Raw genomic sequence first — 21,560 nt, forward strand, 5'->3', positions numbered from 1 at the left:
CGGGAGACAGAACGCGGCAGGATGGTCTGGCAGAAATCCTTTGCTACGATCTCGTTCTCGGCACCCTTCCATCGGGGCCCGACAAACCCGCTCTGACATTCAAATCGCACCGAAACGTCCGTTTGCCGAGAGGTCTGCGCGGATCGGGGTCACCCCTGTACGCGGTGGGGCGAGGCTAATACATGCCGCTATGCAGCGACGACATCAACTGAAGCATTAAGTCTGCGAAGCCCTGTTTGAAGTGCGGCGACGCAATCGGGATCAAAGGCGCTACCAATGTCGTTTTCAAGTATTGCCAGCGCCTGAGCCACTGGCATCGCGGCCCGGTAGGGGCGCTCTGCGGTCAAAGCGTCGAAAACATCAGCCACTGTTAGAATTCGAGTTTCCAGCGAAATCTCGTCGCCTTCCAAACCGTATGGATACCCTTTGCCATCCAAACGTTCATGGTGAGATCCGGCAATAGGGGCGATGTCACTAAATGCTGATACTCGCTTCAATATGCACTCACTTTTAAAGGGATGAGCACGTATCGCCGCCCATTCTGTGTCGTCGAGTTTGTCGGGCTTATCGAGGATCTGGTTGCTGACAGCCAATTTTCCGATATCGTGCAGGAGAGCTGCGCGTCGCAGCCACCGGCGATGGTCACCGCTCAAGCCGAGTTCTTCAGCAATCATATCGGAATAAAGGGTAACGCGGTTGCTATGATCAGCCGTAAATGAACTCTTGGCATCCACCACATCCGAAAATGCGGATGCGATATCGTCCAGATAATTTTCGTCTATAACGACCGACAGCTGACCCGGTGCCATTTCGAAAACGATTTGGTCGAGATCCTCGTTGCTGAAGCAGTTCCAAAAGCCAGGGGTATTCTGCAACACTTCAAAAGCCTCCACCAGTTGAGGCGAAAACCATGTTCCGGACCGCTTTTTGATCTCGCTTAGGGCTCCTTCCCGCCCTTGTTCAGTGTGGAAGATATCGATCACCTGAGACAGCAAGGCAATATTGGAGTTTAATGGAATATCGTTACCGACAAGCGCCTCTGGCTTGCCACTACCATCCCAATGCTCATCCAGGCCGCGAATTCCATCTTGTACAGCTAGAGAAAAGCGCATCTTGGCCGCAATTTCTGCACCTCTGTGGCAGCGGGTTTCGATGAGATTTTTGGCAATTTCACCGCCGTTCTGGATTATGTTTACGATGGCGCGAATTCGGTCACTCAGACCAGCTTCCAGTCCAGTCTTGGCGAACACAAAGCGTAAAGCGGCACTTAAACTCCCATCAATGGTTTTGAAGTCGCGTTTGAAGGTTATGTCATCTGCAAGATACAGCTCGCAGATACGTGCTGCATTGCTGCTGCAACCCAAGTCTTTCATCAAAAGCGTGAAATAGAGGTCGCTGAGTTCAATGCCATTCAAGCCAATCGCAGCACCAATTTGGGTGCCAATCCAGCAGCAACGTATCGAATGTCCCTGGGGCTGGCCTTCAGTCATGTCCAGCGCAAAACTCAAAGAACCAATAAGCTCATGCAGGCTGAGATCATTAATTGGCCTAGCTCCACCATTTGCAAGATAGATGCTTGTGCTCGCCATGTGCCGTTACCCTTTTCCATCACGTATATTTTGCGCACTTTAAAGAAGGGTAAGCGCTGTGAAGCTTCTGAATTTCCGACCATCCCCGTGCAGGCGCGCTCGTAGCGACTCCCCCAACTTGGGACCCACATGTCATGTATTGGATGCGGATGCGGTCAATCATTACCGATTTGCTGCGTCAGCAGATTGGTATTTAAAAAACTTTCTGAACATTTCTTGCTATCGGACGTTGCACATCTGCTCCTCGCCTAAAGCACAACGAGTTTCTTGATGACGCAAGATGAACGATATCACGCCATTAAAATGTTAGAGATCGCTCTTGTGGTCGCTTACCATGCAACGCTGCAGGCGAAAGCTATCAAGCTCCGGGACGCACCTTTGTACGCTGAAGTAGCCTTGTCTTGGCTGGAGGGGGAGGATTTAAAGTCGTGAAGGCAAGCCCTCGAATTCAAGGTGATGAAGACTCGGTCCTATCGCCGAAGTAGGAACAGGCGTCCGACCCGAACAACCGTCCGGTCATCGCTTTGCCCGGCCCTAGTGTAGCCTGTGTGTGGTGCCAACTTTCAGAAACCACCCTTGGCACGGTTGGAAACATAACGCCCTACGGCTTTAAGGTCTCTGGTTTGTCGGGGAAAAAAGGCTCAACCATCGTTGTGAGCGTCGAATGTGACTTTCAGGAACAAGCCTGACGACAACCTCACCGAGGTGAACGATGGCAGCGAAGCCGGCCTTCGCCGCGCTAGACATAAGTTGGTGCCGGACTGACTAATGCCGCAAAAGGCTTACGAATCAACGCTTTCGGAGGCGTAAGCTTGCTGTAGTGTACCTCGGTCAAGATACTGGCCGCAGTAAGCCCCAACCATATCCCACATCGTCACCACCTTCGACTCGTATGGAGTGACGGGGTAGGGATCAGCTGACACCTAGAGCGCCTCATCCGTCAACGGTCAAAAAGGGCGTACGCGCAACCGGGGTGAGTATGGCCGTAACTGCTGCTACCCACGACCTCATATCACTAGGCTGGAAAGATTGAGCGAGATCCAAGTGTAGTCGGTCTTGGTGTATGGTCTCGCATTCCAAAACCTCGACAGCCGCTTTAGCGATATTTGCCCTGTCTATGGCAATGTTCCGCTCAAACTTCCCAGATTTCAATCTTCTATTTCCGCATGGTCGCCTTCTTTCAACCGGCATGCCGATGCCAGAAACACTCATGGACCCACGAGGCACAGTCGGGGAAATACGACGTCGGGGCTCGCTTTCACAAAAATAACTCAGCTGACAGACCGTGTCAGTTGGCATGTGCGAACTAGAGTTTTACAAAATTGGAGATTCGAAAATGAAAAAAATACTGTTTTCAGCAATTGCCTGCTTATTGCTATCAAGCACTGCCAATGCACAAGAATGTGGGACAAAGACGAGCCAAGTGCCTGCCGTTGCAGAAATCGCTCAATTTCGGTTAGCTGAAAATATCACGGATGAACAATTTTTGATCGCAGCGAAAGATACAATGACTTATCTATGTTCGATAGACGGTTTTATTCGGCGCAATCTATCAAAAGACGAGACTGGCCTTTGGACAGATTATGTGGAATGGACTGATGCAAAAATTGCCCAATCTGCTGCTGAAAATGCTATGAAACGCGAAGACATGATGACTTTCATGACAACAATTGATCCTGATTCAATTTCAATGAAGTATTCGGACATACTTCCATTAAGTAAGTGAATGCGCAGAACAGACCGTCTTTTTAGCATTATTCAACTTTTCCGTGACGGACGCTTGCACAAAGGCGCAGATATCGCGGAAAGAATGGAGGTATCCCTTAGGACAATCTATCGTGACATCGATACGTTGATAGCATCTGGCGTTCCAATAGACGGGGAGCGAGGTGTTGGGTACTTGATGACAGAGCCGGTCTTCCTTCCTCCGCTCAACCTCACTCCAGGCGAATTGGAAGCGTTAGAGCTCGGATTAGCCTTGGTTCAATCGGGTTTTGGTAAGACTTTGTCGGAACACAGTCAGAGCCTTGGTGACAAAATACGTGCCGTTTTGCCCAGACCTGAAATGCTTGATCCCGAACGGGGTGCAATTGGCATCTATGCGCAGCGCTATCCTGATGCGGTTCAGAAAAATTTAGAAGTTGTCCGGCGAGGTATTCTCAGCAGAACAGTGCTTGAATTCGATTATAGATCGATAGCCCAAGTTGATACACGCCGGATCATTCGACCTTTAGAGATAGAGGCGTGGGACAACGCACTGACCTTGACAGGATGGTGTGAGGATCGGGGCGACTTTCGTGTTTTCCGGCTGGATCGCATCACAAACCTGCGAATTTTACGACGTGGGTTCAAACCAGAGCCGGGCAAGCGCCTCAAAGACTATTTGAAAGAACACAATGACAGACTTGATGCCAACGAAAATTCTAACTGATCTTTTGGACCGCTATGAAGGAACTGTGGCTGTAAAAGCTTGGGGTGAAATATCACTTTTTTACAATCCAGGAGCAGTGCTGCCACGCGGCGTTTATTTCGCAACGATAAAAGAAAAAGACGGCGAAAATGACCGTGCCTCAATGCTTGATCGGGATGGCATTTTTCGTCTCAATATTGGGACGAGCAAGCCTTTATATTTTGAGAAGTTTGGCCCACCACCTCCACGCCCCAGTAAAGGTAGGATTGTCGAAGGCGGTTGGAATTTCACAAAGCTGGATGAACTTACACCCCATCCTATCTATGGCTGGATGAGTTGGATTGCAGTCTTAAATCCTAGCATGGAAACGCTGGGAGACATCCGCCCGTTGATAGATGCGGCATTTGATAAGGCAGTTTTTTCGTTCAAGAAGGGTTGTGTCGCAAAGTTTCGCTGATGTTAAGAAGTAGAAATTCTGGGCAGATTTATGCTGCAAGCGTCGCAAACTGCTGAAATGCGACAGGCTACTTTCACCGAACTGTCGCTTGCGTTCAGGGAAATCATGGTGCCCAGGAGAGGACTCGAACCTCCACGCCTTGCGGCACACGGACCTGAACCGTGCGCGTCTACCAATTCCGCCACCTGGGCAGGTGTGCCGGCCCATGTAAGCGGGCGGGCATCGGGTGTCAACGCGCTTTTTGCCGGCGGTGCCGATTGGGGACGCGTCGTTTGAGTCTCAGAGGACTTTCTTGGATTTGATGGTCGAGTCGGCGTTCAATTCATAGACCATTGGGACGCCGGTGGTTAGTTCCAGATTAACGATTTGGGGCCCCGAAATGCCTTCCAGCGCCATGATCAGCGCGCGCAGCGAGTTGCCGTGCGCGGCTACCAGCACCGTTTCTCCGCGCAGCACATGCGGCTGCATTTCATGCATGTAATAGGGCCAAACGCGGGCGCCTGTGTCGCGCAGGCTCTCGCCGCCGGGCGGCGGGGTGTCGTAGGAGCGGCGCCAGATGTGCACCTGTTCGTCGCCCCATTTGGCCCGCGCATCATCCTTGTTGAGACCATTGAGATCGCCGTAATCGCGCTCGTTTAGCGCCGCATCGCGGATGGTCTTCAGGTCGCTCTGGCCGGTCGCATCGAGAATGAACTGGCAGGTGCGCTGCGCCCGCTTGAGCGCCGAGGTATAGGCGATGTCGAACTTCAGGCCGAGATCGGCGAGTTTGGCACCGCCGGCCTTGGCTTCCGCCACGCCCTGTTCGGTCAGGTCGACATCGCGCCAGCCGGTGAACAGGTTCTTCAGGTTCCACTCGCTTTGGCCGTGGCGTACGAGAACTAGCGTTCCAGACATTTCTTTCCCCTTCATAATCGAAACTGGTGTCAGGTGAGGCCGAGCACATCACGCATGGAATACAGGCCGGGCTTCTGGCCGTGTGCCCAAATCGCAGCCTTGAGGGCGCCGCGGGCAAAGATGCCACGGTCTTCGGCGTGGTGGCCAAGGGTGATGCGTTCGCCGCTGCCGGCAAGCATGACGGAATGATCGCCGACCACTGAGCCGCCACGCAGCGTGGCAAATCCGATGGCGCCCGCCGGCCGTGCGCCGGTGTGGCCGTCGCGCACTCTCACGGCACGGTCGTCCAGTGTGATGTTGCGGCCGGCGGCTGCCGCCTGGCCGAGCAGCAGCGCAGTGCCCGATGGCGCATCCACCTTGTGGCGGTGGTGCATTTCCAGCACTTCAATGTCGAAATCGTCATCAAGCGCGCGCGCCGCCTGCTCCACCAGCACCGCCAGCAGATTGACGCCAAGGCTCATATTACCGGATTTGACGATGGTGGCGTGGCGCGCGGCGGCAGCGATCTTTGCGTCGTCCTCCGCGCTGCAGCCGGTGGTGCCGATGATGTGGGCAATACGCGCCTGCGCGGCATAGCCTGCCAGCACGACCGAAGTGGCAGGAGAACTGAAATCGAGCACGCCATCGGCATGGGCAAACAGCGGCAGCGGATCGTCGGTTATGGGAATGTCGAGAGACCCGGCACCAGCCAGTTCGCCCGCATCGCGGCCAAGTGCAGGTGATCCCGGCCGCTCCAGCGCACCCGCCAGGGTGACGCCATCGGCCTCGTGGATCAGCCGCACCAGCGTCTGCCCCATGCGCCCTGCAGCGCCCACAACAACCAGTTTCATGCCACCGCTCATCGCCCGCTCCGTACTCCCGCTTTGGTAGCCCGTACGGGCTTCAGCTGCGCCACCTTGGTGTCTTCGACGATGCCTAGCCCCTTGTCGTCCTGCAAGCGATAAAAGCGGGCGTAAACACCGTGTGGATCGGCCAGCAGTTGCGCATGCGTGCCTTCCTCCACCAGCCGACCTACGTCCAGCACCACAATGCGGTCGGCACTGACGACGGTGGAAAGGCGGTGGGCGATCACGATGACGGTGCGCCCTTTCATGACACCGGCAAGGGCTTCCTGCACTTTGGCTTCGGATTCATTGTCGAGCGCCGATGTCGCCTCGTCGAGCACCAGGATCGGCGCGTCGCGCACGATGGCGCGAGCAATCGAAATGCGCTGGCGCTGACCGCCCGAAAGGGTGACGCCGTTTTCACCGACCAGCGTATCATAACCATGTGGTTGCTGGCAGATGAACTCATCGGCCTGCGCCTGACGGGCGGCCTTTTCGATCTCGGCATCGCTGGCGTCCTCGCGCCCGTAGCGAATGTTGTCGCGGATCGAGCCCTCGAACAGATAAGGCTGCTGCGACACATAGGCGATGGCCTTGCGCAGCGAGCTTTTAGTGACGTCGGCAATATTTTGGCCATCGATGCTAAGCGTGCCGCTGTCGAGGTCATAGAAGCGCAGCAACAATGCCGTAAGCGTCGACTTGCCGGCACCGGATCCGCCGACAATAGCCGTGGTCTTGCCGGCAGACGCACGGAAGCTGACGTCCGAGAGCACCGGCGCGCCATCGCCATAGGAAAACGTGACGCGCTCAAAGGCAATCTCGCCCTTCTTGACCGCAAGGTCTTGAGCGCCGGGCACATCGCCCTGGTGCGGCTCAAGATCGAGGATCTCGTAAATCATGCGTGCATTGACCAGCGAACGCTCGAGATTGACCTGCACCCGCGCCAGGCGCCGCGCCGGATCATAGGCCAGAAGCAGCGCTGTGATGAAGGAAAACACCGATCCCGGGGGGGCGGCACCGGCAGCCGAACGATAGCCCGCATAGGCGATTACGCCGGCAATAGCGAAGCCGGCAAGAATCTCGGCAATCGGCGTAACGCGTTCTGAAACGCGGGCGATCTTGTTGGCGCGCGCCTCTGCATTGGTAACCAGATCCGAGATCTTGGCCGATAGCTGGGCTTCCATGGTGAACGCCTTGACGATGGCGATGCCCTGCGTGGCCTCCTGCATGGCGCCGATAAGCCGCGAATTGATCTCGACGGAATCGCGCGTGATGCGGCGCAGCCGGCGCATCAGATAGTTGACGGTTAACACCAGCGGCGGGCCGATAAGAAGCGCGAACAGCGACAGCATCGGCTCCTGCAGGAACATGACGATGATCAGGGCAACCAGCGACACCGCGTCACCCGCCACTGACTTCATAGTCATGCCGAGAAGGTCGCGGATCCCGTTGACGTTTTCATTGATGCGGGCGGCGAGCCGGCCTGAGCGTGTGTCGTTGTAGAAATTGAAGCCGAGCGTCATCAAATGCGCGAAAATGCGGCGCTGATAGCGCGCCACCAAATTGTTGCCGACCTTTGCCAGCAGTACCGACTGGCCGTAGGTGGCAAAGCCGCGAATGACAAAGGCCGCAGCGATCGAGCCGGCGACCACCAGGATGAGATCCTGACGCTTTTCGTAAAATAGCTTGTCAATGACATCGCGCATGATCCAGGCGCTGAAAGCCGTCGTTGCGGCAACTGCCAGAAGGCACAGCGCCGCCAGCACGTAGCTCCCAACATATTCGCGGCCATTTTCTGACAGGATTCGTCTCAGCACCGCGACGACTTCGCCCGGATCGGCTCGCTTCTTGGTGGAAACTGGCAAGGTCAAATTCGGGTCCGTTCAGCGGTCAAGGCGCCGGAGTTGCTTCTCCGGGCCTCTCTTAACCGCATCGCCAGCCCTTGCCTATGGCAGATGCGCAACGATCAAGACGCAAAGCCACCGAAAGCGTCTACGCTTTCCAGCGGCGCCCTTCCGTTTCCACACCAAATCGCATTGGCGTTCTGGCATAAGCGGCAAGCCCGGCAACAGCTGCCAGCGGATGCGTGATGACATAGACGGGCATGTTGCGCATCAGTTCGCGGTGCGGTGCCTTGTCTTCGAAAGCTGCGCGAAACGCGCCGGTTTGCAGCGCCGGAACGATTTTCTGGGCAATGCCGCCCGTAAGGTAGACGCCGCCGCGGCTCATAAAAACGAGCGCCAGGTCGCCAGCGGTTCGGCCGAGGCAGGTGACGAACAACTCCACCGCTTCCTCCGCGACCCTGTCGCTCTTTTCGAGCGCTGCGCCGGTAATTTCAGCTGGCGTGGTGAAACGAGGCGTTGCGCCGTCGGCCTTGGCGACGGCACGATAGACACTGACGAGGCCGCGTCCACACAACAGCTGCTCGCCGGAAATACGGCCTTCAATTGGTTCTATATGAGCAAATATCTCGTGGTCACGCGCAGTGCGCGGGCCGATGTCCATGTGGCCACCTTCACCCGGAACCGGTATCCAGCGCTGGCAGGCGCGGATGAGACCGGCAACGCCAAGCCCGGTACCGGGCCCGAGCACAACGCGGCCCGCATTGGGGTCCGGCTCCCCGGGCCCGATCTTTTCCATATGCTCTTCTCCAAGCGCCACGACTGCCAATGCCTGAGCCTCAAAATCGTTGAGCACCACCACGTCGACAAGGCCAAGTTCTTTCATCATCGCGTGCGGGCGCACCACCCAGGGGCAATTGGTCAGCTCAATCTCGTCACCATCTACCGGACCGGCGACAGCCAAAACCGCCGAGCGCGGCTGGACTGAGGTGCGATCAAGGATCGTTGACTGGATAGCTTCGTCGATGGTGGCAAAATCGGCTGTCTGCACGACCGGGAAATGTGTCGGCTCGGCAAAGCTATCGATCAGGATGGCAAAGCGCGCGTTGGTGCCGCCAATGTCGCCTATCAGAATCGGAAACTGCAGCACGCTCTCGTCAGCCAGCTGATGTGACATGGTAAAAGTCCCTCGTGACGGCGCTTAGCCGTTCTTCTTGTTGTCGATGATGATTTCAGCAGTGGCAAGGTTCAATGCCATGGGAATGTCGTAGACAATCGCGAGCCGCATCAAAGCCTTGACGTCGACATCATGCGGCATCGGGGTCAGTGGGTCGACGAAGAAAATCACCACATCGATTAAGCCTTCCGCAATTAGCGCGCCGATTTGCTGGTCGCCGCCAAGCGGCCCGCTTTTGAGGCGGCGCACAGAAAGCGACGGACAGGCGTCGAGGATGCGCTGTCCGGTGGTGCCGGTTGCTACAATATCGCAGACGGCCAAAAAGTCTGCATGCGCGACCGCAAAGGCGACAAGGTCGTCCTTCTTCTGGTCATGCGCGATCAGCGCAAAGCGAAGCGGTTGAGTGGCCATTCGGACCCGGGCGGAATGAGTTAAATCGGTTGAAGAGGCGCGCCCATTCCGTGCCAGAAAAGCGCGCGCCACGCAACCGGTTCAGTTGTCCGGTCGCGTCTCGGGAACCGGGATCGACGTTTCAGGCGTGTCGGAAACGCTGTCTGCGCCCTTGGCCAGCTTTTCGGCAAGCGTCGTGGGGATTGCCGTCTGCGCCATCCCGCCGCCGCCAATGGTAACGGCTGCTTCGGATTCGGGTGCTGGGGCCTTCAAGATCGCCAGACAGGCTTTTGGCATGTCATTGAGCGTGATGCGGTCGCGCGCCGGCGGCTTGGGCGGAGTTTTGCTCGGCCGCCACGGTTCTTCGGTAAACCACCACGCAAGCGCAGAATCGCAACCCTCGCCGCCACCAGCGGCCTCCTGCTTCTTGCAGCCAGGTGAGCCGGCCTGGCAGCCGATGCGGATGTGAAAATGATAGTCATGGCCCCAGAATGGGCGCACCTTGCGCAGCCATTTGCGGTCACCCGTGGCGGTGTCGCAGAGCTTTTTCTTGATGCCGGGATGAACGAGGATGCGCTCGACTTCCGAGTAGCTGGCGGCGCGCCGCAATATACCCAGATGGGCCGGAGTCCAGACGCTTTCATCGACCACCAGACCGCCCTTCTTGATCATCAACGTGGCGCTCAGGTCTTCGCGCTCTGCCGTCGACAAGCGGCGCTTGGGCATCGGCGTCATCCAGATATCGGCGTCGAGGCCGATTTGGTGCGAGGCGTGCCCAGTCAGCATCGGGCCGCCTCGCGGCTGCGAGATGTCGCCGACGAGAAGGCCCGGCCAGCCATCCTGAACTCCGTCGCGCGACAGTTTTTCGATCAGCTTTATCATTGTCGGATGCCCCCAGCGGCGCCCGCGCGACAGGCGCATGGATTGCCAGGTCGGCCCGTCCACAGCAATCGCAACACCGCCGCCGAAGCAGCCTTTCGAGTAGAAGCCGACCGATTCAGGGGAGGTCGCAGCCGGCAGCCTCTGGCTGCCGAACGCATTCTTGGCGAGTTCTGCGGCGTGGCCTGCGTTTGCAAGCAGTGTCGCTGCCAGCACCAACAATGCAGCTGCGAAAAACCTGGGAAAGAATCTTTCTGGGTCGATCATCGTCAAGACTTCCAGTTTCAACCAGTAATTGCCTCATCGTATTGATACGCGAAATATAACATGCCCGTTACGGATCGAGGACAGTTCGGTATCGGCACTTTTCTCGCATGCTTAATGGCTATCCGTTTAATTTTAACAAGTTGCGAACGCCGGCGCGACACTGATCCCTGAAACTCTGATTTTCAACCGGGTCGCATCGGACTGCGGGAGTCGGTGGTGCCGGTGCCGCGCCATGTCTCCTCCTGCCACATATGGTCCAGCGCTGTCTGGTAGTCCGGGTAGCGGAACTGGTACCCCGCAGCCTTGATTTGGGCATTCGAGACGCGCTTGTTTTCGCCATAGAAGGACCGCGCCATGGGTGACAGTTCTGCTGTGGCAAAGTCGATTTCGGGCGGGGCCTCGACGCCCATGCAGGCGGCGGCATAGGCCACGACATCCTGCGGCGGGGCCGGGAGATCGTCGGTGACGTTGAAAATTCCGCCTTCGTTTTTTTTGACCAGATGCCAGAGCGCGCCGGCGATATCGTCGCAGTGGATGCGGTTGAACACTTGATCGGGTTTGATGAGGCGGCGCGCGGTGCCATTGGCGACGTTGACCAGCGCATTACGGCCCGGCCCATAAATGCCCGAGAGGCGCAGGATCGCAAGAGGACAGGAAATCTCAACAGCCAGCGCCTGCCATTGCTGCTCAGCCTCGAGGCGCGCCACTGAGCGGCGCGAGACGGGACGGCACGCGCCGTCCTCGTCGACCCAGTCGCCCTGATGGTCACCGTAGACCCCGACGGTGGACAGATAGCCGATCCATTGAAGGCTGGGCATTGTGCGCAGGTGAGATGCAGCAGCGCGCAGCACCGGGTCACCGGTGTCACCCGGGGCGATCGAGACGATCAGATGGGTCGTGATGGCGAGCGCATTGGCGATGCTTTGCGTTATCGTCGTCCCGTCAAACACCAGCGGGCGGATACCTGCCTGTTCCAGCGCTGCAAATTTTTCCGCAGAACGCGTCGTCCCGGTGATGTCAGTTTCGCCCGGGTTGGCGGCGGCGAAAGCCTTGACCGAGTAGCCGGCGCCAAAACCAAAAATAGTCATGCTGCCGTGTCCCATTCGCTGCGAACTTCCGCGTCCGTTTCGCTCTGGCGTGCGCGCAACCGGGCGAATTCCGCCGCTGGCAAAAGCTGTGCCAGCGCCCAGACGGCAGCGCCGCGCACCAGCGGAGATGCGTCTGCCAACAGCGCCGTGCACCGCGCGGCAAGGTCGGGGTCGCAGCTGTTGCCTGCGGCGATCAGCACATTGCGGACAAAGCGGTCCCGCCCGATGCGCTTGATCGGCGAACCTGAGAAGAGGGTCCGAAACTCCAAATCATCCAGCGTCAACAAATGATCGAGTGCCGGCGCGCGCAGATCGTCGCGCGCAACAAGCTTCATCTCCGAAGCCACGCTGGCAAACTTGTTCCACGGGCAGATGGCCAGGCAATCGTCGCAGCCATAGACACGGTTGCCGATGGCCTTGCGGAATTCATGCGGAATCGGTCCCTTGTTCTCGATGGTGAGATAGGAAATGCAGCGCCGAGCATCGAGCCGATAGGGTGCGGGAAACGCCTGGGTCGGGCATATGTCGAGGCAGGCGCGGCACGAGCCGCAATGGTCGGGTTCGGGCGCATCCGGGACCAGCTCTGCGGTGGTGAAGATCGAGCCCAGAAACAGCCAGGAGCCGAAATGACGGCTGACCAGATTGGTGTGCTTGCCCTGCCAGCCGAGCCCGGCAGCCTCGGCCAGCGGCTTTTCCATCACCGGCGCTGTGTCGACGAACACTTTGACCTCTGCGCCTGCGCGCGCGGCAAACACTCCGGCGAGCTGTTTCAGTCTGCCCTTGACGACGTCGTGGTAATCGCGGTTTTGCGCGTAGACGGAAATGGTACCGCGATCTTTCTGACCCAGCATCGCGATCGGGTTCTGATCAGGGCCGTAATTCATGCCGAGCATGATGATGGAGCGCACCTCCGGCCAAAGCGTTTTCGGGTCGCCACGACGCGCGACCGTTTCGGCCATCCACTCCATGCTGCCATGCTGGCCCTCGGCGACGAATTGCTGAAGCCGACCGGGCGCCTTGGGGATTGCATCGGGGGTGGTGACAGCCACGCAGTCGAAGCCGGCTTTCGCGGCCTCGCGCTCGATCAGGTGCCGCAGGCGCGCCGGATCGGCGTTTGCCACGGCGGTGGCCATCAGAAATCGAGATCCGCGTAGTGGGAAACCGGCGACATGCTGCGCACCCGGTCCCCCAGCAAGGGGCGGAAGGAAGGACGCGACTTCAGCCGCGTATACCATTCCTTGGCCTGCGGATAATCGCTCCAGTCGATCTCGCCCAAATAATCCAGCACCGAAAGCATCGAGGCTGCCGCAAGATCGGCATAGGTCAGGCGCGATCCGGCCAGCCAGTTACGGGTACCCGCCAGCCAGTTGGTATATTTCATATGCTGCTTGATGTTGGAGCGCGCAGCGCGGATGGCGCCGGAATCGGGCGAGCCGCCGCCGTCAACGCTTGGAATCAACGGCTTTAGCACGCGCTCGCGCACCAGGTGGCGGGTGACCTCCGTCTCGGCCTTAGTGAGATACCAATCGGCGAGACGGCGAATTTCAGCGCGATGCATCGGGTCCTCGGCAAACAGCCGCCGCTCGCGCTTCAGCACGCCGCGGGTCTCGTCGAGATATTCGGCGATGACCGAGGCGCCGACAATCGGAACATCGCCTTCGGCCAAAAGCACCGGCAATGTGCCGGCCGGGTTCAGCGCCAGAAATTCCTTGCGCCGCAACCACGGTTTTTCTTCAATCAACGCAAGCTCCTCGCCATATTCGCCAAAGGCGAGGCGGACAAAACGGCTGGAGGCGAAGAGGGGATAGTGAAAAAGCGTCAGCATCATACCGCGATTAATGATCAGCTCTGGCCATTTCATGGCAGCGCCAGTAAGTCTCTGTCCGCCCGATTTGGGCAGGCAGATGCGTCGCGAGCTATACGGGCTGTCGCGCGCCATGACAAGCAAGCGGTGTTTTCTCTACCGCATCGAGGGTTTGATGGAACATCAAAGCATTCTGGACGCGCTTCTGCTTGGTCTACTGGAGGGTTTGACCGAGTTCATTCCCGTCTCCTCAACCGGCCATATCCTGCTTGCGGGCCATTTTCTGGGCTTTGAATCGACGGGCAAGGCATTTGAGGTGCTGATCCAGCTGGGCGCGATCCTGGCGATCCTCAGCGTCTATGCTGCGCGACTGTGGCGCCTGGCTGTCGATCTGCCCAGCAGCGCAAAAGCACGTCGATTCGTGCTCGGCATTCTGTTGGCGTTCCTGCCCGCTGCTGTGATTGGCGCGCTGGCACATGATTTCATCAAAACGGTGTTGTTCGAAACACCGATGCTGATCTGCATCATGCTCATCCTCGGTGGTTTCGTGCTTCTTTGGGCGGATCGCCACGCGTTCGAGACCAAATATAGCGATATCATGGATTTCCCGCTCAAGACCTGCCTCGCCATCGGCTTCTTCCAATGCCTTGCGATGATTCCCGGCACGTCGCGCTCTGGCTCGACGATAGTCGGTGGGTTGCTGCTGGGTGCTGACAAGCGCTCGGCGGCGGAGTTTTCGTTCTTCCTGGCGATGCCGACCATGGCCGGTGCCTTCGCACTCGACCTGTTCAAGAACCGCGACATTTTGTCTGCCGCCGACCTGCCGGTCATCGCGGTCGGATTCATCGCCGCCTTCGTGGTGGCGCTGATCGTTGTGCGCTCTCTGCTCGGCTATGTGTCGCGCCACGGCTTTGCGCTGTTTGGCTGGTGGCGGCTGATCGTCGGGAGCCTCGGACTGATCGGCCTTCTGGTCTGGGGCTGATCCCTCAGCCTAGAAGGCGGCGGCAATGCCGCGCCGCAACAGGTCGAGCGCCAATAGCGTGAGCCCGATGCGAAACCATTTGCGAAAGGTTTCTTCGGGCAGGCGATCGAGCCATTTGGTGCCGTAGACAGTTCCCAGAAAGCCGGAAGCGACCATCGCCGCGATCAGCGGCAGCCAGCGCCAGAAGGCAAAGCCCGCCAGGCCAAAAACAAGTATCTTCAGCCCGTGCTGCACCGTCATCGCCGCGCCATGGGTGGCGACCAGAGCCTTGCGGTCGCCTGGAATAAGCTGTGCCAGAATAGGCGACATCAGGGGCCCCGTGGCGCCCACCACCATGGTCGCCAGAGCCAGCATGGAACTGGCTCCCACAAGTCCGACGCGCCCTAGTCTGGCGATACCGGGAATTTTCGCCCAGGTGACCGCGATGACGAACCCGCCAAGCAGGATTTTCAGAGCCGCATCGGGCAGTTGTACCACAAGGAAGAAGCCGGCGACCGCGCCCAGCACGCTGCCGACGACAAAGGGCCAGGCAATATCGAGCCGGACATTGGCGCGCTGATGCCAGGCGCGGCCGGTGTTGGAGCCAAGCTGCACCGCTCCATGTACGGGGATCAGCGCTGCTACTGGGACGAACAGGCCAAGCAGCGCCAACATGGCGATGCCGCCGCCGAGCCCGAAAGCTGCGGTGAGGGCCGAGGTGAAGAAGCTGGCAACGACCAGCAAAACCGCAGAAGCTGCCCCTAGGCCGTCCGGCAACAGGGGGGCAGCGGTCTCAAACATGCTCTATCAGGACAACGCTGTCAGGACAGTGTTTTGGGACTGAACTGGCCGGCCGCTCTAAATCTCCACAAATAGGTCGGCACGATCACCGCGCTGGATTGTGGCTGGATACCGAGCCCGGCAAGTGTGCGCCCCTGTTTTTCTGCTTCCAGGGATACGATGCTGTCATCCTTCAGCTGCGCGACCTGGTCTGTGGTCAGGACCGGGTTCGGCAGCAGCCCAAGGAAAGATGCCTTCAGCTCGGCCAGCCACCACGGCACGCTGATCAACGGGCGTTTGCGCCCGGTGACGCGCAGGATCTCCTGCATGCAGTCGCGAAAGCTCATCACTTCGGGCCCGCCAAGCTCATAAACACCAGGCTTGACCTTGCCGTCGACCGAGCGGGCGACCGCCTCGGCGACATCGCCCACGAAGACGGGTTGCATCAATGTCTTGCCGCCGCCGATCAGAGGCAGTAACGGCATGAACCGCGCCATATTGGCAAACCGGTTATAGAACTGGTCTTCAGGGCCAAAAATAATCGAGGGGCGGAAGATCACGGCCCGCTTCGCAGCCGCCTGTACTGCTGCCTCGCCCTCCACCTTGCTGCGGGCATAGCCCGACGCGCTCTCTGAATGGGGACCGAGCGCCGAAATTTGGGTGAAACCGGCCTTCGCCGCTGTGGCAGCCTCAGCGATGGCGCGGGCGCCTTGCGTCTGGATATCGGAAAATTTCTGGCGACCGCTTTCATGCAAAATGCCGACGAGATTGATCACATGGTCGGCGCCCTCGACGGCGCGGTCAATCGACCAGCGCACCCGCACATTGGCCTGAACAGCCTGAATCTGGCCGACATTGCCCAGCGGCTGAAGGTGGTGGGCAAGTTCGGGGCGTCGGCAGGCGACGCGCACGCGGTAGCCGCGCTTGGCCAGCGCGCGCACCACGTGGCGGCCGACATACCCCGAGCCGCCGAACACGGTGACAAGTTTTGGGGTTTCGCTGATGACGGTCATGGCGGCAGCTCCAGTCAGAATGTTGCCTCGTCTCATAGTCGGTTTTTCAGGCAAGGCAAAGGCTGTGATTGCCGAGTCTGTCGCCCGAGGGCCGCTATCTGAGGGACCAAGTGAAGCAGTCCTTCATGGCACCATAATCTCGATCAGGCATGGCTTTCTCAGGGCGGCCGCACGGGACAGCGCGCCAGGCAGGTCCGCGATATCGACCAGGCGTTCCGCGGGCATATTGTAAGCATCCGCTATACGGCAGAAATCCGGCGGCGCGGGCGAGACACCCACGGGTTCAACGCCGGCATCCCGCATCGAGGTTTCGATCTCGCGATAACCGTGATTGTTCCAGATAACAAAGATGACATTGGCTTCAGCGTCGATGGCAGCCCCTATTTCGGGGAAGGAAAACTGGAAGCCGCCATCGCCTGAAAGACTGATGACCGGCACTCCGGGTTCCGCGATCGCTGCGCCAATGGCAGCTGGCGGACCGAAACCGAGCGCGCCATAGCCGGTAGCGGCGTTGAACCAACCGCCGGCGCGATCATGGTCGTAATAGAGATTGGCGGCATAGACCGGCTGCGTTGAATCGCCGACGATAAAGCTGCCGGGAAAGACATCGCGGATCATCTCGACCACCTTGGCCTGCGCCTGCACATCGGGGCCGATTTCGACCCAGGCAGCATCCCTGGTGACCTCCGCCCGCTCCGAACCTCGCGCCGATTTCTGGGCCAGACGGCAGGCGACGAGCGCTTCAAGCGCCGCTTTCGCATCCGCCTCGATGGCGAGCGTTGCTGGCCAGCGCGCAAGCTGCACGGCGTCGATGTCGATGCGTATGAGGTTTGGCGGGCAGACGAAACCACCATCGACATACATGTCGTAATCCGTCGGGCCGAACTCGGTCCCTACCGCAATGACCAGATCAGCCTCGGCCATCAGTTTACGCACCGCTTTCAGGCTCGGGCTGGCGGGCACGGCGAGCCGGTGCGCGTACAAAAGGCCACGACCATTCGCGGTCATCACCACGGGTGCATCGAGTTGCTCGGCAAGCTGCTTGAGCGCCAGGGAAGCCTTTCTCGCGCCTCCGCCGGCAAGAATCAGCGGAGCTTTGGAGGCAGCGATCAGCGTCTCTGCCCGTTTAATCACTTCGGCATCGGCGATTCTGGTAGCAGCGGTGGTGCGCCAAGAGCTGATCCCAGCGGCCGGAAGACCCATTACGTCGGTCGGAATCTCAATATGGACCGGGCCAGGCCGGCCGGCACGCATCATCTCAAAAGCCCGGGCAAGCGCTGGCTCCAGCTCTGCCGGGCTCTCTATGCGCTGCGAAGAAAGTGCTACCTTTTCCATCAGGCCGCGCTGGTCGGACAGTTCGTGGAGCAGGCCAAGGCCCTTGCCCAGAGTGTCGCGCCTGTTGACGCCCGATATCACCAGCATGGGCACCGAATCGGCACGCGCCTGCGCCATTGCAGTGATGGTGTTGGTGAGCCCAGGACCGGTGATGACTAACGCCACTCCGGGTTTGCCCGAGGCACGCGCATAGCCATCGGCCATGAACGCAGCCCCCTGCTCGTGGCGCGGCGTAATGTGGCGGATCGAGGAACCGGCAAGGCCACGATAAAGTTCGATCGTGTGGACGCCGGGAATACCGAACACCGTGTCGACGCCATGCGCCTCAAGCAGAGTAATCAGCGCCTCGCCTGTAGTTTTGGGGGTCATCGCGCGCGCTTCCTCACTGGTGCCGAAACAGATCTGGGCGCCGGCTTGATCGCCCGGACGGGAAATGCCTTTTGCCTGACTGACAAGCCCAGAAGCGCTTCGATTGAGACAATGGCAATGTCTGCCAATTCCTCAGGCTCGAACATGTCGCCGGCCAGACAGCCCTCGATCCACAGCCCGTCAATGATGGCATTGATGGCAATGGCATAACGACGCGTTTCAACCAAGCTTGCAGGACGACCGGCATCCACGAATACGCCCGCGACCAGCGCCTCCACCTCGTCGCGGTAGCCGAGATAGCTGTCGCGGTGGGCGGCGGCCAGCACGCTGTCGGCACTGGCACGGCCGATGAAATTGGCCCATTGCGAGAACACTTTGGCGTCCACGACAGGCGAGGTCAGGCTGGCCGCAACGAAGGCTACAAGTCGCTGCCGCGGGTCCGAGGCCGCCGAAGCAAGGGCCGATTTGGCCTGCTCGGTCATGCGCGCCATGATAGTCTTGTAGGCTTCCTGCAACAAATCTTCCTTGCTGGGGAAATAGTGGCGGATGAGACCTGCGGTGACGCCGGCACGCAGGGCAATTGCCCTGACGGTCGCCCCCTGCAGGCCGCGTTCGGCGACACAATCAAGCGTTGCCTCGATCAGGTCCAGCCGCCGCCTTTCCTCACCCTCGCGGCGAAATGTCTTGCGACGCAGGGTCATTCCCGCCGCAGGATGGGACGGGTCAGGCAGGTCGGTCCGCCCTCGCAGGCAATGCAAAGCGCATCGGCCTCAAACGTCGTGACGGTGCAGCCGGCGCGTTCCATGGCAGCTTTGGTCTTTGGAAATCCGGCAACCGCAATGACCTGACGGGGGGCGGTGGGCAGAACGTTGAGACTGAGGCCATTCGAAGCTGCAAACTCGTCCGCATCCCCTTCAACCAGTTCAACACCGCGCGACTTGAGCAATTGATAAAACGCAGCCGGGAGAAGTGGCGCGTAAACCAGAGCGAGTTTTTCAGCGAGCGGCGATATCACCGACATCAAATGCAAACACGCATCCTCACCGCTCCACAGCGGCAGATCGAACCCCAGCACCTCGACACCATGCGGCGATAGAAGGGCTTCCATCTGGCGGATGCCGGCTTCATTGGTGCGCACGCCACGACCGATTGCGAGCGTGTTGGCATCGACCCAGACGCAATCGCCTCCCTCGACTTGGCCCGGTGCCTCGATGCGTCCAAGGATCGGTACACCAAGCCGCCGATACGCTTCTTCGTGCAGTGCCGGCTCCGGCTTGCGCAGCACCTTACCCATCGACAGGATGATGGCGCCATGATCGCTCATCAGCGACGGATCATGCGTGAAGATGGAATCGGCCAACCCGTCATCCGCATCATCGATCCACTCGATCGCCGCGCCGGAAGCGGCAACCAGTTCGGCGAAGTGTTGATGCTGGGCAGCCGCTTTTTCTGGCTCGAAACCAGGGCCGTAGTGCCATTCGTCATGGCGGGCCTTGCGCATTGAGTTGCGTGCCGATCGCATCAGCACGCGCTGTAGCGGTGCCGCCATGGACTGTGAGCCGTAAGCGTTCAAGATTTCATTCCCGGATTTGGCTGTGGCTGGATTTCGCATTATTTATACACTTGCATAACAAGCCGGCAAGTGCCGTAATGGGAGAAACAAAAACGGATGGGGCCCGTCGACGTTTACACGCGGACCAGAGCCCCCCGCCACGGGGAACGCGATTGACTATGATGAGCCGAGCCAGCGGCATCCATGAAGTTTTAGCTTTTGCGGACAGGCACGCATGAGCGGCGCTGCTGCAGTTGCGCTGAAAGAGGCTGCTGACCCTGACGCTAGTCAGGAAGCTATTGTCATTCAGAATCTGCACAAAAAGTTTGGTTCGCTGCATGTGCTGAAGGGCGTTTCCCTCCATGCGCGAGAGGGCGACGTGGTCGCCATCATCGGTGGCAGCGGTTCGGGGAAATCGACCCTGCTGCGCTGCATCAACTGCCTCGAAAACCCCACCAGCGGGGTGATCTGCGTCAATGGCGAGGAAATCCGCCTCAGAGCCGACAGCTACGGCAATACGGTTCCCGCAGATAGGCGCCAGATCGAACGCATCCGTTCGCGTCTTGGCATGGTGTTCCAGACGTTCAATCTATGGAGCCACATGACGCTGCTCGAAAACATCATCGAGGTTCCGATGCATGTTCTGGGCGTGAAAAAGGCAGCCGCGGTAGAGGCCGCCGAGGCGCTGCTAGAGCGTGTCGGACTTTCTGACAAGCGCGATGTCTATCCGGCATTTCTTTCAGGCGGGCAACAGCAGCGCGGTGCGATTGCGCGTGCGCTCGCCATCCAGCCTCGAGTTATGCTTTTCGATGAGCCTACATCGGCGCTCGATCCGGAACTTGTGGGCGAAGTGCTGAAGGTGATCGGCGATCTCGCGCATGAGGGGCGCACCATGATCCTTGTCACCCACGAGATGAAATTTGCACGCGAGGTGGCCAGCCATGTGGTCTACCTGCATGAGGGGCGCGTGGAGGAGGAGGGCCCGCCAGCCGAGATTTTCGGCGCGCCTAAATCGGAGCGGCTGAAACAGTTCATCGCCACTATCGGGTGATACAAGGTCCATAAGATCGGGAACCACAAACGGGAGATATGCGAATGAAGAAGTTTCTTAAAATTGCAGCGCTTGCGCTGATAGCCGGCAGTGCAGTTCTTGGCACGGCGCAAGCGGAGAAGATCAAAGTCGGCATGGCGCCAGAACCCTATCCGCCATTTGAGTCACCCGACGCATCGGGCAAGTGGACCGGTTGGGAGATCGACTTTATCGACGCGTTGTGCGCCGAAGCCAAGCTTGATTGCGAGATCACCTTTACCGCTTGGGATGGTCTGATCCCTGCGATGACCTCAAAGAAGATCGACGTGATCATCAATTCCATGTCGATCACCGAAGAGCGCAAGAAATCGATCGATTTCACCAATAAATATTACAATACGCCCACCGCGATCATTGGGGCCAAAGACCAGACGTTCGGCCCGGCGCCGGAAGATTTGAAGGGCAAGATCCTTGGTGTGCAGGGCTCAACGGTACATGCAGCCTATGCCAAGAAACATTTTGGAGATGCAGCCGAAATCAAGGAATATCAAACTCAGGATGAAGCAAATCAGGATCTGGCAGCGGGCAGGCTCGACGCTGTGCAGGCGGATTCCATTGCCCTTGATTCATTCCTGAAATCCGATCAGGGCAAGCAGTGCTGCGATCTCAAGGGCACCGTTGCCGCAGATGACGAAGTGCTGGGCCCTGGTGTGGGCGTAGGTGTGCGCAAGGAAGACACCGAGCTCAAGGCCAAACTGGACGCAGCGATTACGGCGATCCGCGACAACGGCAAATATGCCGAAATCACCAAGAAATATTTCGACTTCGACATCTATGGCGGCGACAGCCAGGCGAACTGAGACCACTGCCGCGCCTGATCAGGGCGCGGCAGCTTCACGC

At 58.8% G+C, this 21,560-nt stretch carries 22 protein-coding genes, 1 tRNA gene and 1 pseudogene; 8 read left to right on the plus strand and 16 right to left on the minus strand.

The features are described 5' to 3' along the window. Window positions 1–188 precede the first annotated feature (188 nt). Complete coding sequence (locus GA830_RS05625; RefSeq protein ID WP_195164103.1) at window positions 189–1,589, minus strand: HD-GYP domain-containing protein; 1,401 nt, start codon at window positions 1,587–1,589, stop codon at window positions 189–191. 270 nt (window positions 1,590–1,859) lie between these two features. On the opposite strand from GA830_RS05625, the gene GA830_RS05630 reads away from it, so the two are divergent. The 5 genes and pseudogenes from GA830_RS05630 to GA830_RS05645 all read left to right on the plus strand — a co-directional run bounded on the left by GA830_RS05630 (window position 1,860) and on the right by GA830_RS05645 (window position 4,456). Beyond that, a complete protein-coding gene (locus tag GA830_RS05630) occupies window positions 1,860–2,021 on the plus strand; it encodes a hypothetical protein (RefSeq protein WP_195164104.1) in 162 nt (53 codons plus the stop codon). A gap of 904 nt (window positions 2,022–2,925) precedes the next feature. Beyond that, window positions 2,926–3,315, plus strand: coding sequence for a hypothetical protein (locus tag GA830_RS05635; protein ID WP_195164105.1), 390 nt, complete (start codon window positions 2,926–2,928; stop codon window positions 3,313–3,315). Further along, window positions 3,316–3,477, plus strand: a pseudogene (locus GA830_RS20370) (helix-turn-helix transcriptional regulator); the annotation flags it as partial. Between the two features lie 15 nt (window positions 3,478–3,492). Then, complete coding sequence (locus GA830_RS05640; RefSeq protein WP_258045567.1) at window positions 3,493–4,020, plus strand: helix-turn-helix transcriptional regulator; 528 nt, start codon at window positions 3,493–3,495, stop codon at window positions 4,018–4,020. Continuing rightward, entirely contained in the window at window positions 3,986–4,456 is a 471-nt protein-coding gene (locus GA830_RS05645; RefSeq protein WP_195164107.1) for a DUF6194 family protein, read from the plus strand. The genes GA830_RS05640 and GA830_RS05645 overlap by 35 nt, the downstream gene beginning before the upstream one ends. A 106-nt stretch (window positions 4,457–4,562) precedes the next feature. Here the strand turns inward: GA830_RS05645 and GA830_RS05650 are convergent. The 10 genes from GA830_RS05650 to GA830_RS05695 form a co-directional block, all read right to left on the minus strand. Then, window positions 4,563–4,647 (minus strand) — tRNA-Leu (locus GA830_RS05650). Between the two features lie 88 nt (window positions 4,648–4,735). Next, window positions 4,736–5,350 (minus strand): 2,3-bisphosphoglycerate-dependent phosphoglycerate mutase, encoded by a 615-nt coding sequence (locus tag GA830_RS05655; RefSeq protein ID WP_195164108.1) that lies wholly within the window; start codon window positions 5,348–5,350, stop codon window positions 4,736–4,738. A gap of 29 nt (window positions 5,351–5,379) precedes the next feature. Beyond that, on the minus strand, window positions 5,380–6,192 hold the full coding sequence (gene dapB / locus GA830_RS05660; protein WP_195164109.1) for a 4-hydroxy-tetrahydrodipicolinate reductase: 813 nt from the start codon (window positions 6,190–6,192) through the stop codon (window positions 5,380–5,382). Further along, entirely contained in the window at window positions 6,189–8,045 is a 1,857-nt protein-coding gene (locus tag GA830_RS05665) for an ABC transporter ATP-binding protein (RefSeq protein ID WP_374939295.1), read from the minus strand. Before GA830_RS05665 ends, dapB begins: the two co-directional genes overlap by 4 nt. Window positions 8,046–8,166: 121 nt before the next feature. Further along, window positions 8,167–9,192 carry a glucokinase gene (locus GA830_RS05670; RefSeq protein ID WP_195164110.1) on the minus strand — a complete coding sequence of 342 codons (1,026 nt, stop codon included), beginning with the start codon at window positions 9,190–9,192 and terminating at the stop codon, window positions 8,167–8,169. Between the two features lie 24 nt (window positions 9,193–9,216). Continuing rightward, the gene (locus tag GA830_RS05675) at window positions 9,217–9,603 is read right to left on the minus strand and encodes a methylglyoxal synthase (RefSeq protein ID WP_195164111.1); all 387 of its coding nucleotides are present in this window, start codon (window positions 9,601–9,603) and stop codon (window positions 9,217–9,219) included. A gap of 81 nt (window positions 9,604–9,684) precedes the next feature. Then, entirely contained in the window at window positions 9,685–10,728 is a 1,044-nt protein-coding gene (gene mepA / locus GA830_RS05680; RefSeq protein WP_195164112.1) for a penicillin-insensitive murein endopeptidase, read from the minus strand. A gap of 182 nt (window positions 10,729–10,910) precedes the next feature. Continuing rightward, on the minus strand, window positions 10,911–11,816 hold the full coding sequence (locus GA830_RS05685; protein ID WP_195164113.1) for an SDR family NAD(P)-dependent oxidoreductase: 906 nt from the start codon (window positions 11,814–11,816) through the stop codon (window positions 10,911–10,913). Continuing rightward, the gene (gene queG, locus GA830_RS05690; protein ID WP_195164114.1) at window positions 11,813–12,949 is read right to left on the minus strand and encodes a tRNA epoxyqueuosine(34) reductase QueG; all 1,137 of its coding nucleotides are present in this window, start codon (window positions 12,947–12,949) and stop codon (window positions 11,813–11,815) included. Before queG ends, GA830_RS05685 begins: the two co-directional genes overlap by 4 nt. After that, a complete protein-coding gene (locus GA830_RS05695; protein ID WP_195164791.1) occupies window positions 12,949–13,641 on the minus strand; it encodes a glutathione S-transferase family protein in 693 nt (230 codons plus the stop codon). Before GA830_RS05695 ends, queG begins: the two co-directional genes overlap by 1 nt. A gap of 154 nt (window positions 13,642–13,795) precedes the next feature. On the opposite strand from GA830_RS05695, the gene GA830_RS05700 reads away from it, so the two are divergent. Further along, window positions 13,796–14,602 (plus strand): undecaprenyl-diphosphate phosphatase, encoded by an 807-nt coding sequence (locus GA830_RS05700; protein WP_195164792.1) that lies wholly within the window; start codon window positions 13,796–13,798, stop codon window positions 14,600–14,602. Between the two features lie 9 nt (window positions 14,603–14,611). Here the strand turns inward: GA830_RS05700 and GA830_RS05705 are convergent, their stop codons facing one another. The 5 genes from GA830_RS05705 to GA830_RS05725 all read right to left on the minus strand — a co-directional run bounded on the left by GA830_RS05705 (window position 14,612) and on the right by GA830_RS05725 (window position 19,651). Continuing rightward, on the minus strand, window positions 14,612–15,382 hold the full coding sequence (locus GA830_RS05705) for a sulfite exporter TauE/SafE family protein (protein ID WP_195164115.1): 771 nt from the start codon (window positions 15,380–15,382) through the stop codon (window positions 14,612–14,614). Window positions 15,383–15,402: 20 nt separating this feature from the next. Then, on the minus strand, window positions 15,403–16,374 hold the full coding sequence (locus GA830_RS05710) for a complex I NDUFA9 subunit family protein (protein ID WP_195164116.1): 972 nt from the start codon (window positions 16,372–16,374) through the stop codon (window positions 15,403–15,405). Window positions 16,375–16,497: 123 nt separating this feature from the next. Next, window positions 16,498–18,078: a 5-guanidino-2-oxopentanoate decarboxylase gene (locus GA830_RS05715; protein ID WP_195164117.1), complete on the minus strand. Its 1,581-nt coding sequence runs from the start codon at window positions 18,076–18,078 to the stop codon at window positions 16,498–16,500. Beyond that, window positions 18,075–18,779: a TetR family transcriptional regulator C-terminal domain-containing protein gene (locus tag GA830_RS05720; RefSeq protein ID WP_195164118.1), complete on the minus strand. Its 705-nt coding sequence runs from the start codon at window positions 18,777–18,779 to the stop codon at window positions 18,075–18,077. Before GA830_RS05720 ends, GA830_RS05715 begins: the two co-directional genes overlap by 4 nt. Continuing rightward, window positions 18,776–19,651 (minus strand): dimethylarginine dimethylaminohydrolase family protein, encoded by an 876-nt coding sequence (locus GA830_RS05725; RefSeq protein WP_374939296.1) that lies wholly within the window; start codon window positions 19,649–19,651, stop codon window positions 18,776–18,778. The genes GA830_RS05720 and GA830_RS05725 overlap by 4 nt, the downstream gene beginning before the upstream one ends. Window positions 19,652–19,865: 214 nt before the next feature. Here GA830_RS05725 and GA830_RS05730 point away from each other — a divergent pair, with 214 nt between their 5' ends. Both GA830_RS05730 and GA830_RS05735 read left to right on the plus strand, forming a co-directional pair. Continuing rightward, window positions 19,866–20,681 carry an ABC transporter ATP-binding protein gene (locus GA830_RS05730; RefSeq protein ID WP_195164119.1) on the plus strand — a complete coding sequence of 272 codons (816 nt, stop codon included), beginning with the start codon at window positions 19,866–19,868 and terminating at the stop codon, window positions 20,679–20,681. Window positions 20,682–20,725: 44 nt separating this feature from the next. Continuing rightward, window positions 20,726–21,520, plus strand: a complete 795-nt coding sequence (locus tag GA830_RS05735) for a transporter substrate-binding domain-containing protein (RefSeq protein ID WP_195164120.1) — start codon at window positions 20,726–20,728, stop codon at window positions 21,518–21,520. Window positions 21,521–21,560 lie beyond the last annotated feature (40 nt).

The organism is Mesorhizobium sp. NBSH29 (genome assembly GCF_015500055.1).
In the GTDB taxonomy this organism is placed as follows: domain Bacteria; phylum Pseudomonadota; class Alphaproteobacteria; order Rhizobiales; family Rhizobiaceae; genus Neomesorhizobium.

Bases quoted from the DNA above. Each gene is read 5' to 3' on its own strand.
- GA830_RS05625 (WP_195164103.1), bottom strand. From the start codon at position 1,589: ATGGCGAGCACAAGCATCTATCTTGCAAATGGTGGAGCTAGGCCAATT.
- GA830_RS05630 (WP_195164104.1), top strand. From the start codon at position 1,860: ATGACGCAAGATGAACGATATCACGCCATTAAAATGTTAGAGATCGCT.
- GA830_RS05635 (WP_195164105.1), top strand. From the start codon at position 2,926: ATGAAAAAAATACTGTTTTCAGCAATTGCCTGCTTATTGCTATCAAGC.
- GA830_RS05640 (WP_258045567.1), top strand. From the start codon at position 3,493: ATGACAGAGCCGGTCTTCCTTCCTCCGCTCAACCTCACTCCAGGCGAA.
- GA830_RS05645 (WP_195164107.1), top strand. From the start codon at position 3,986: ATGACAGACTTGATGCCAACGAAAATTCTAACTGATCTTTTGGACCGC.
- GA830_RS05655 (WP_195164108.1), bottom strand. From the start codon at position 5,350: ATGTCTGGAACGCTAGTTCTCGTACGCCACGGCCAAAGCGAGTGGAAC.
- dapB (WP_195164109.1), bottom strand. From the start codon at position 6,192: ATGAGCGGTGGCATGAAACTGGTTGTTGTGGGCGCTGCAGGGCGCATG.
- GA830_RS05670 (WP_195164110.1), bottom strand. From the start codon at position 9,192: ATGTCACATCAGCTGGCTGACGAGAGCGTGCTGCAGTTTCCGATTCTG.
- GA830_RS05675 (WP_195164111.1), bottom strand. From the start codon at position 9,603: ATGGCCACTCAACCGCTTCGCTTTGCGCTGATCGCGCATGACCAGAAG.
- mepA (WP_195164112.1), bottom strand. From the start codon at position 10,728: ATGATCGACCCAGAAAGATTCTTTCCCAGGTTTTTCGCAGCTGCATTG.
- GA830_RS05685 (WP_195164113.1), bottom strand. From the start codon at position 11,816: ATGACTATTTTTGGTTTTGGCGCCGGCTACTCGGTCAAGGCTTTCGCC.
- queG (WP_195164114.1), bottom strand. From the start codon at position 12,949: ATGGCCACCGCCGTGGCAAACGCCGATCCGGCGCGCCTGCGGCACCTG.
- GA830_RS05695 (WP_195164791.1), bottom strand. From the start codon at position 13,641: ATGCTGACGCTTTTTCACTATCCCCTCTTCGCCTCCAGCCGTTTTGTC.
- GA830_RS05700 (WP_195164792.1), top strand. From the start codon at position 13,796: ATGGAACATCAAAGCATTCTGGACGCGCTTCTGCTTGGTCTACTGGAG.
- GA830_RS05705 (WP_195164115.1), bottom strand. From the start codon at position 15,382: ATGTTTGAGACCGCTGCCCCCCTGTTGCCGGACGGCCTAGGGGCAGCT.
- GA830_RS05710 (WP_195164116.1), bottom strand. From the start codon at position 16,374: ATGACCGTCATCAGCGAAACCCCAAAACTTGTCACCGTGTTCGGCGGC.
- GA830_RS05715 (WP_195164117.1), bottom strand. From the start codon at position 18,078: ATGACCCCCAAAACTACAGGCGAGGCGCTGATTACTCTGCTTGAGGCG.
- GA830_RS05720 (WP_195164118.1), bottom strand. From the start codon at position 18,779: ATGACCCTGCGTCGCAAGACATTTCGCCGCGAGGGTGAGGAAAGGCGG.
- GA830_RS05730 (WP_195164119.1), top strand. From the start codon at position 19,866: ATGAGCGGCGCTGCTGCAGTTGCGCTGAAAGAGGCTGCTGACCCTGAC.
- GA830_RS05735 (WP_195164120.1), top strand. From the start codon at position 20,726: ATGAAGAAGTTTCTTAAAATTGCAGCGCTTGCGCTGATAGCCGGCAGT.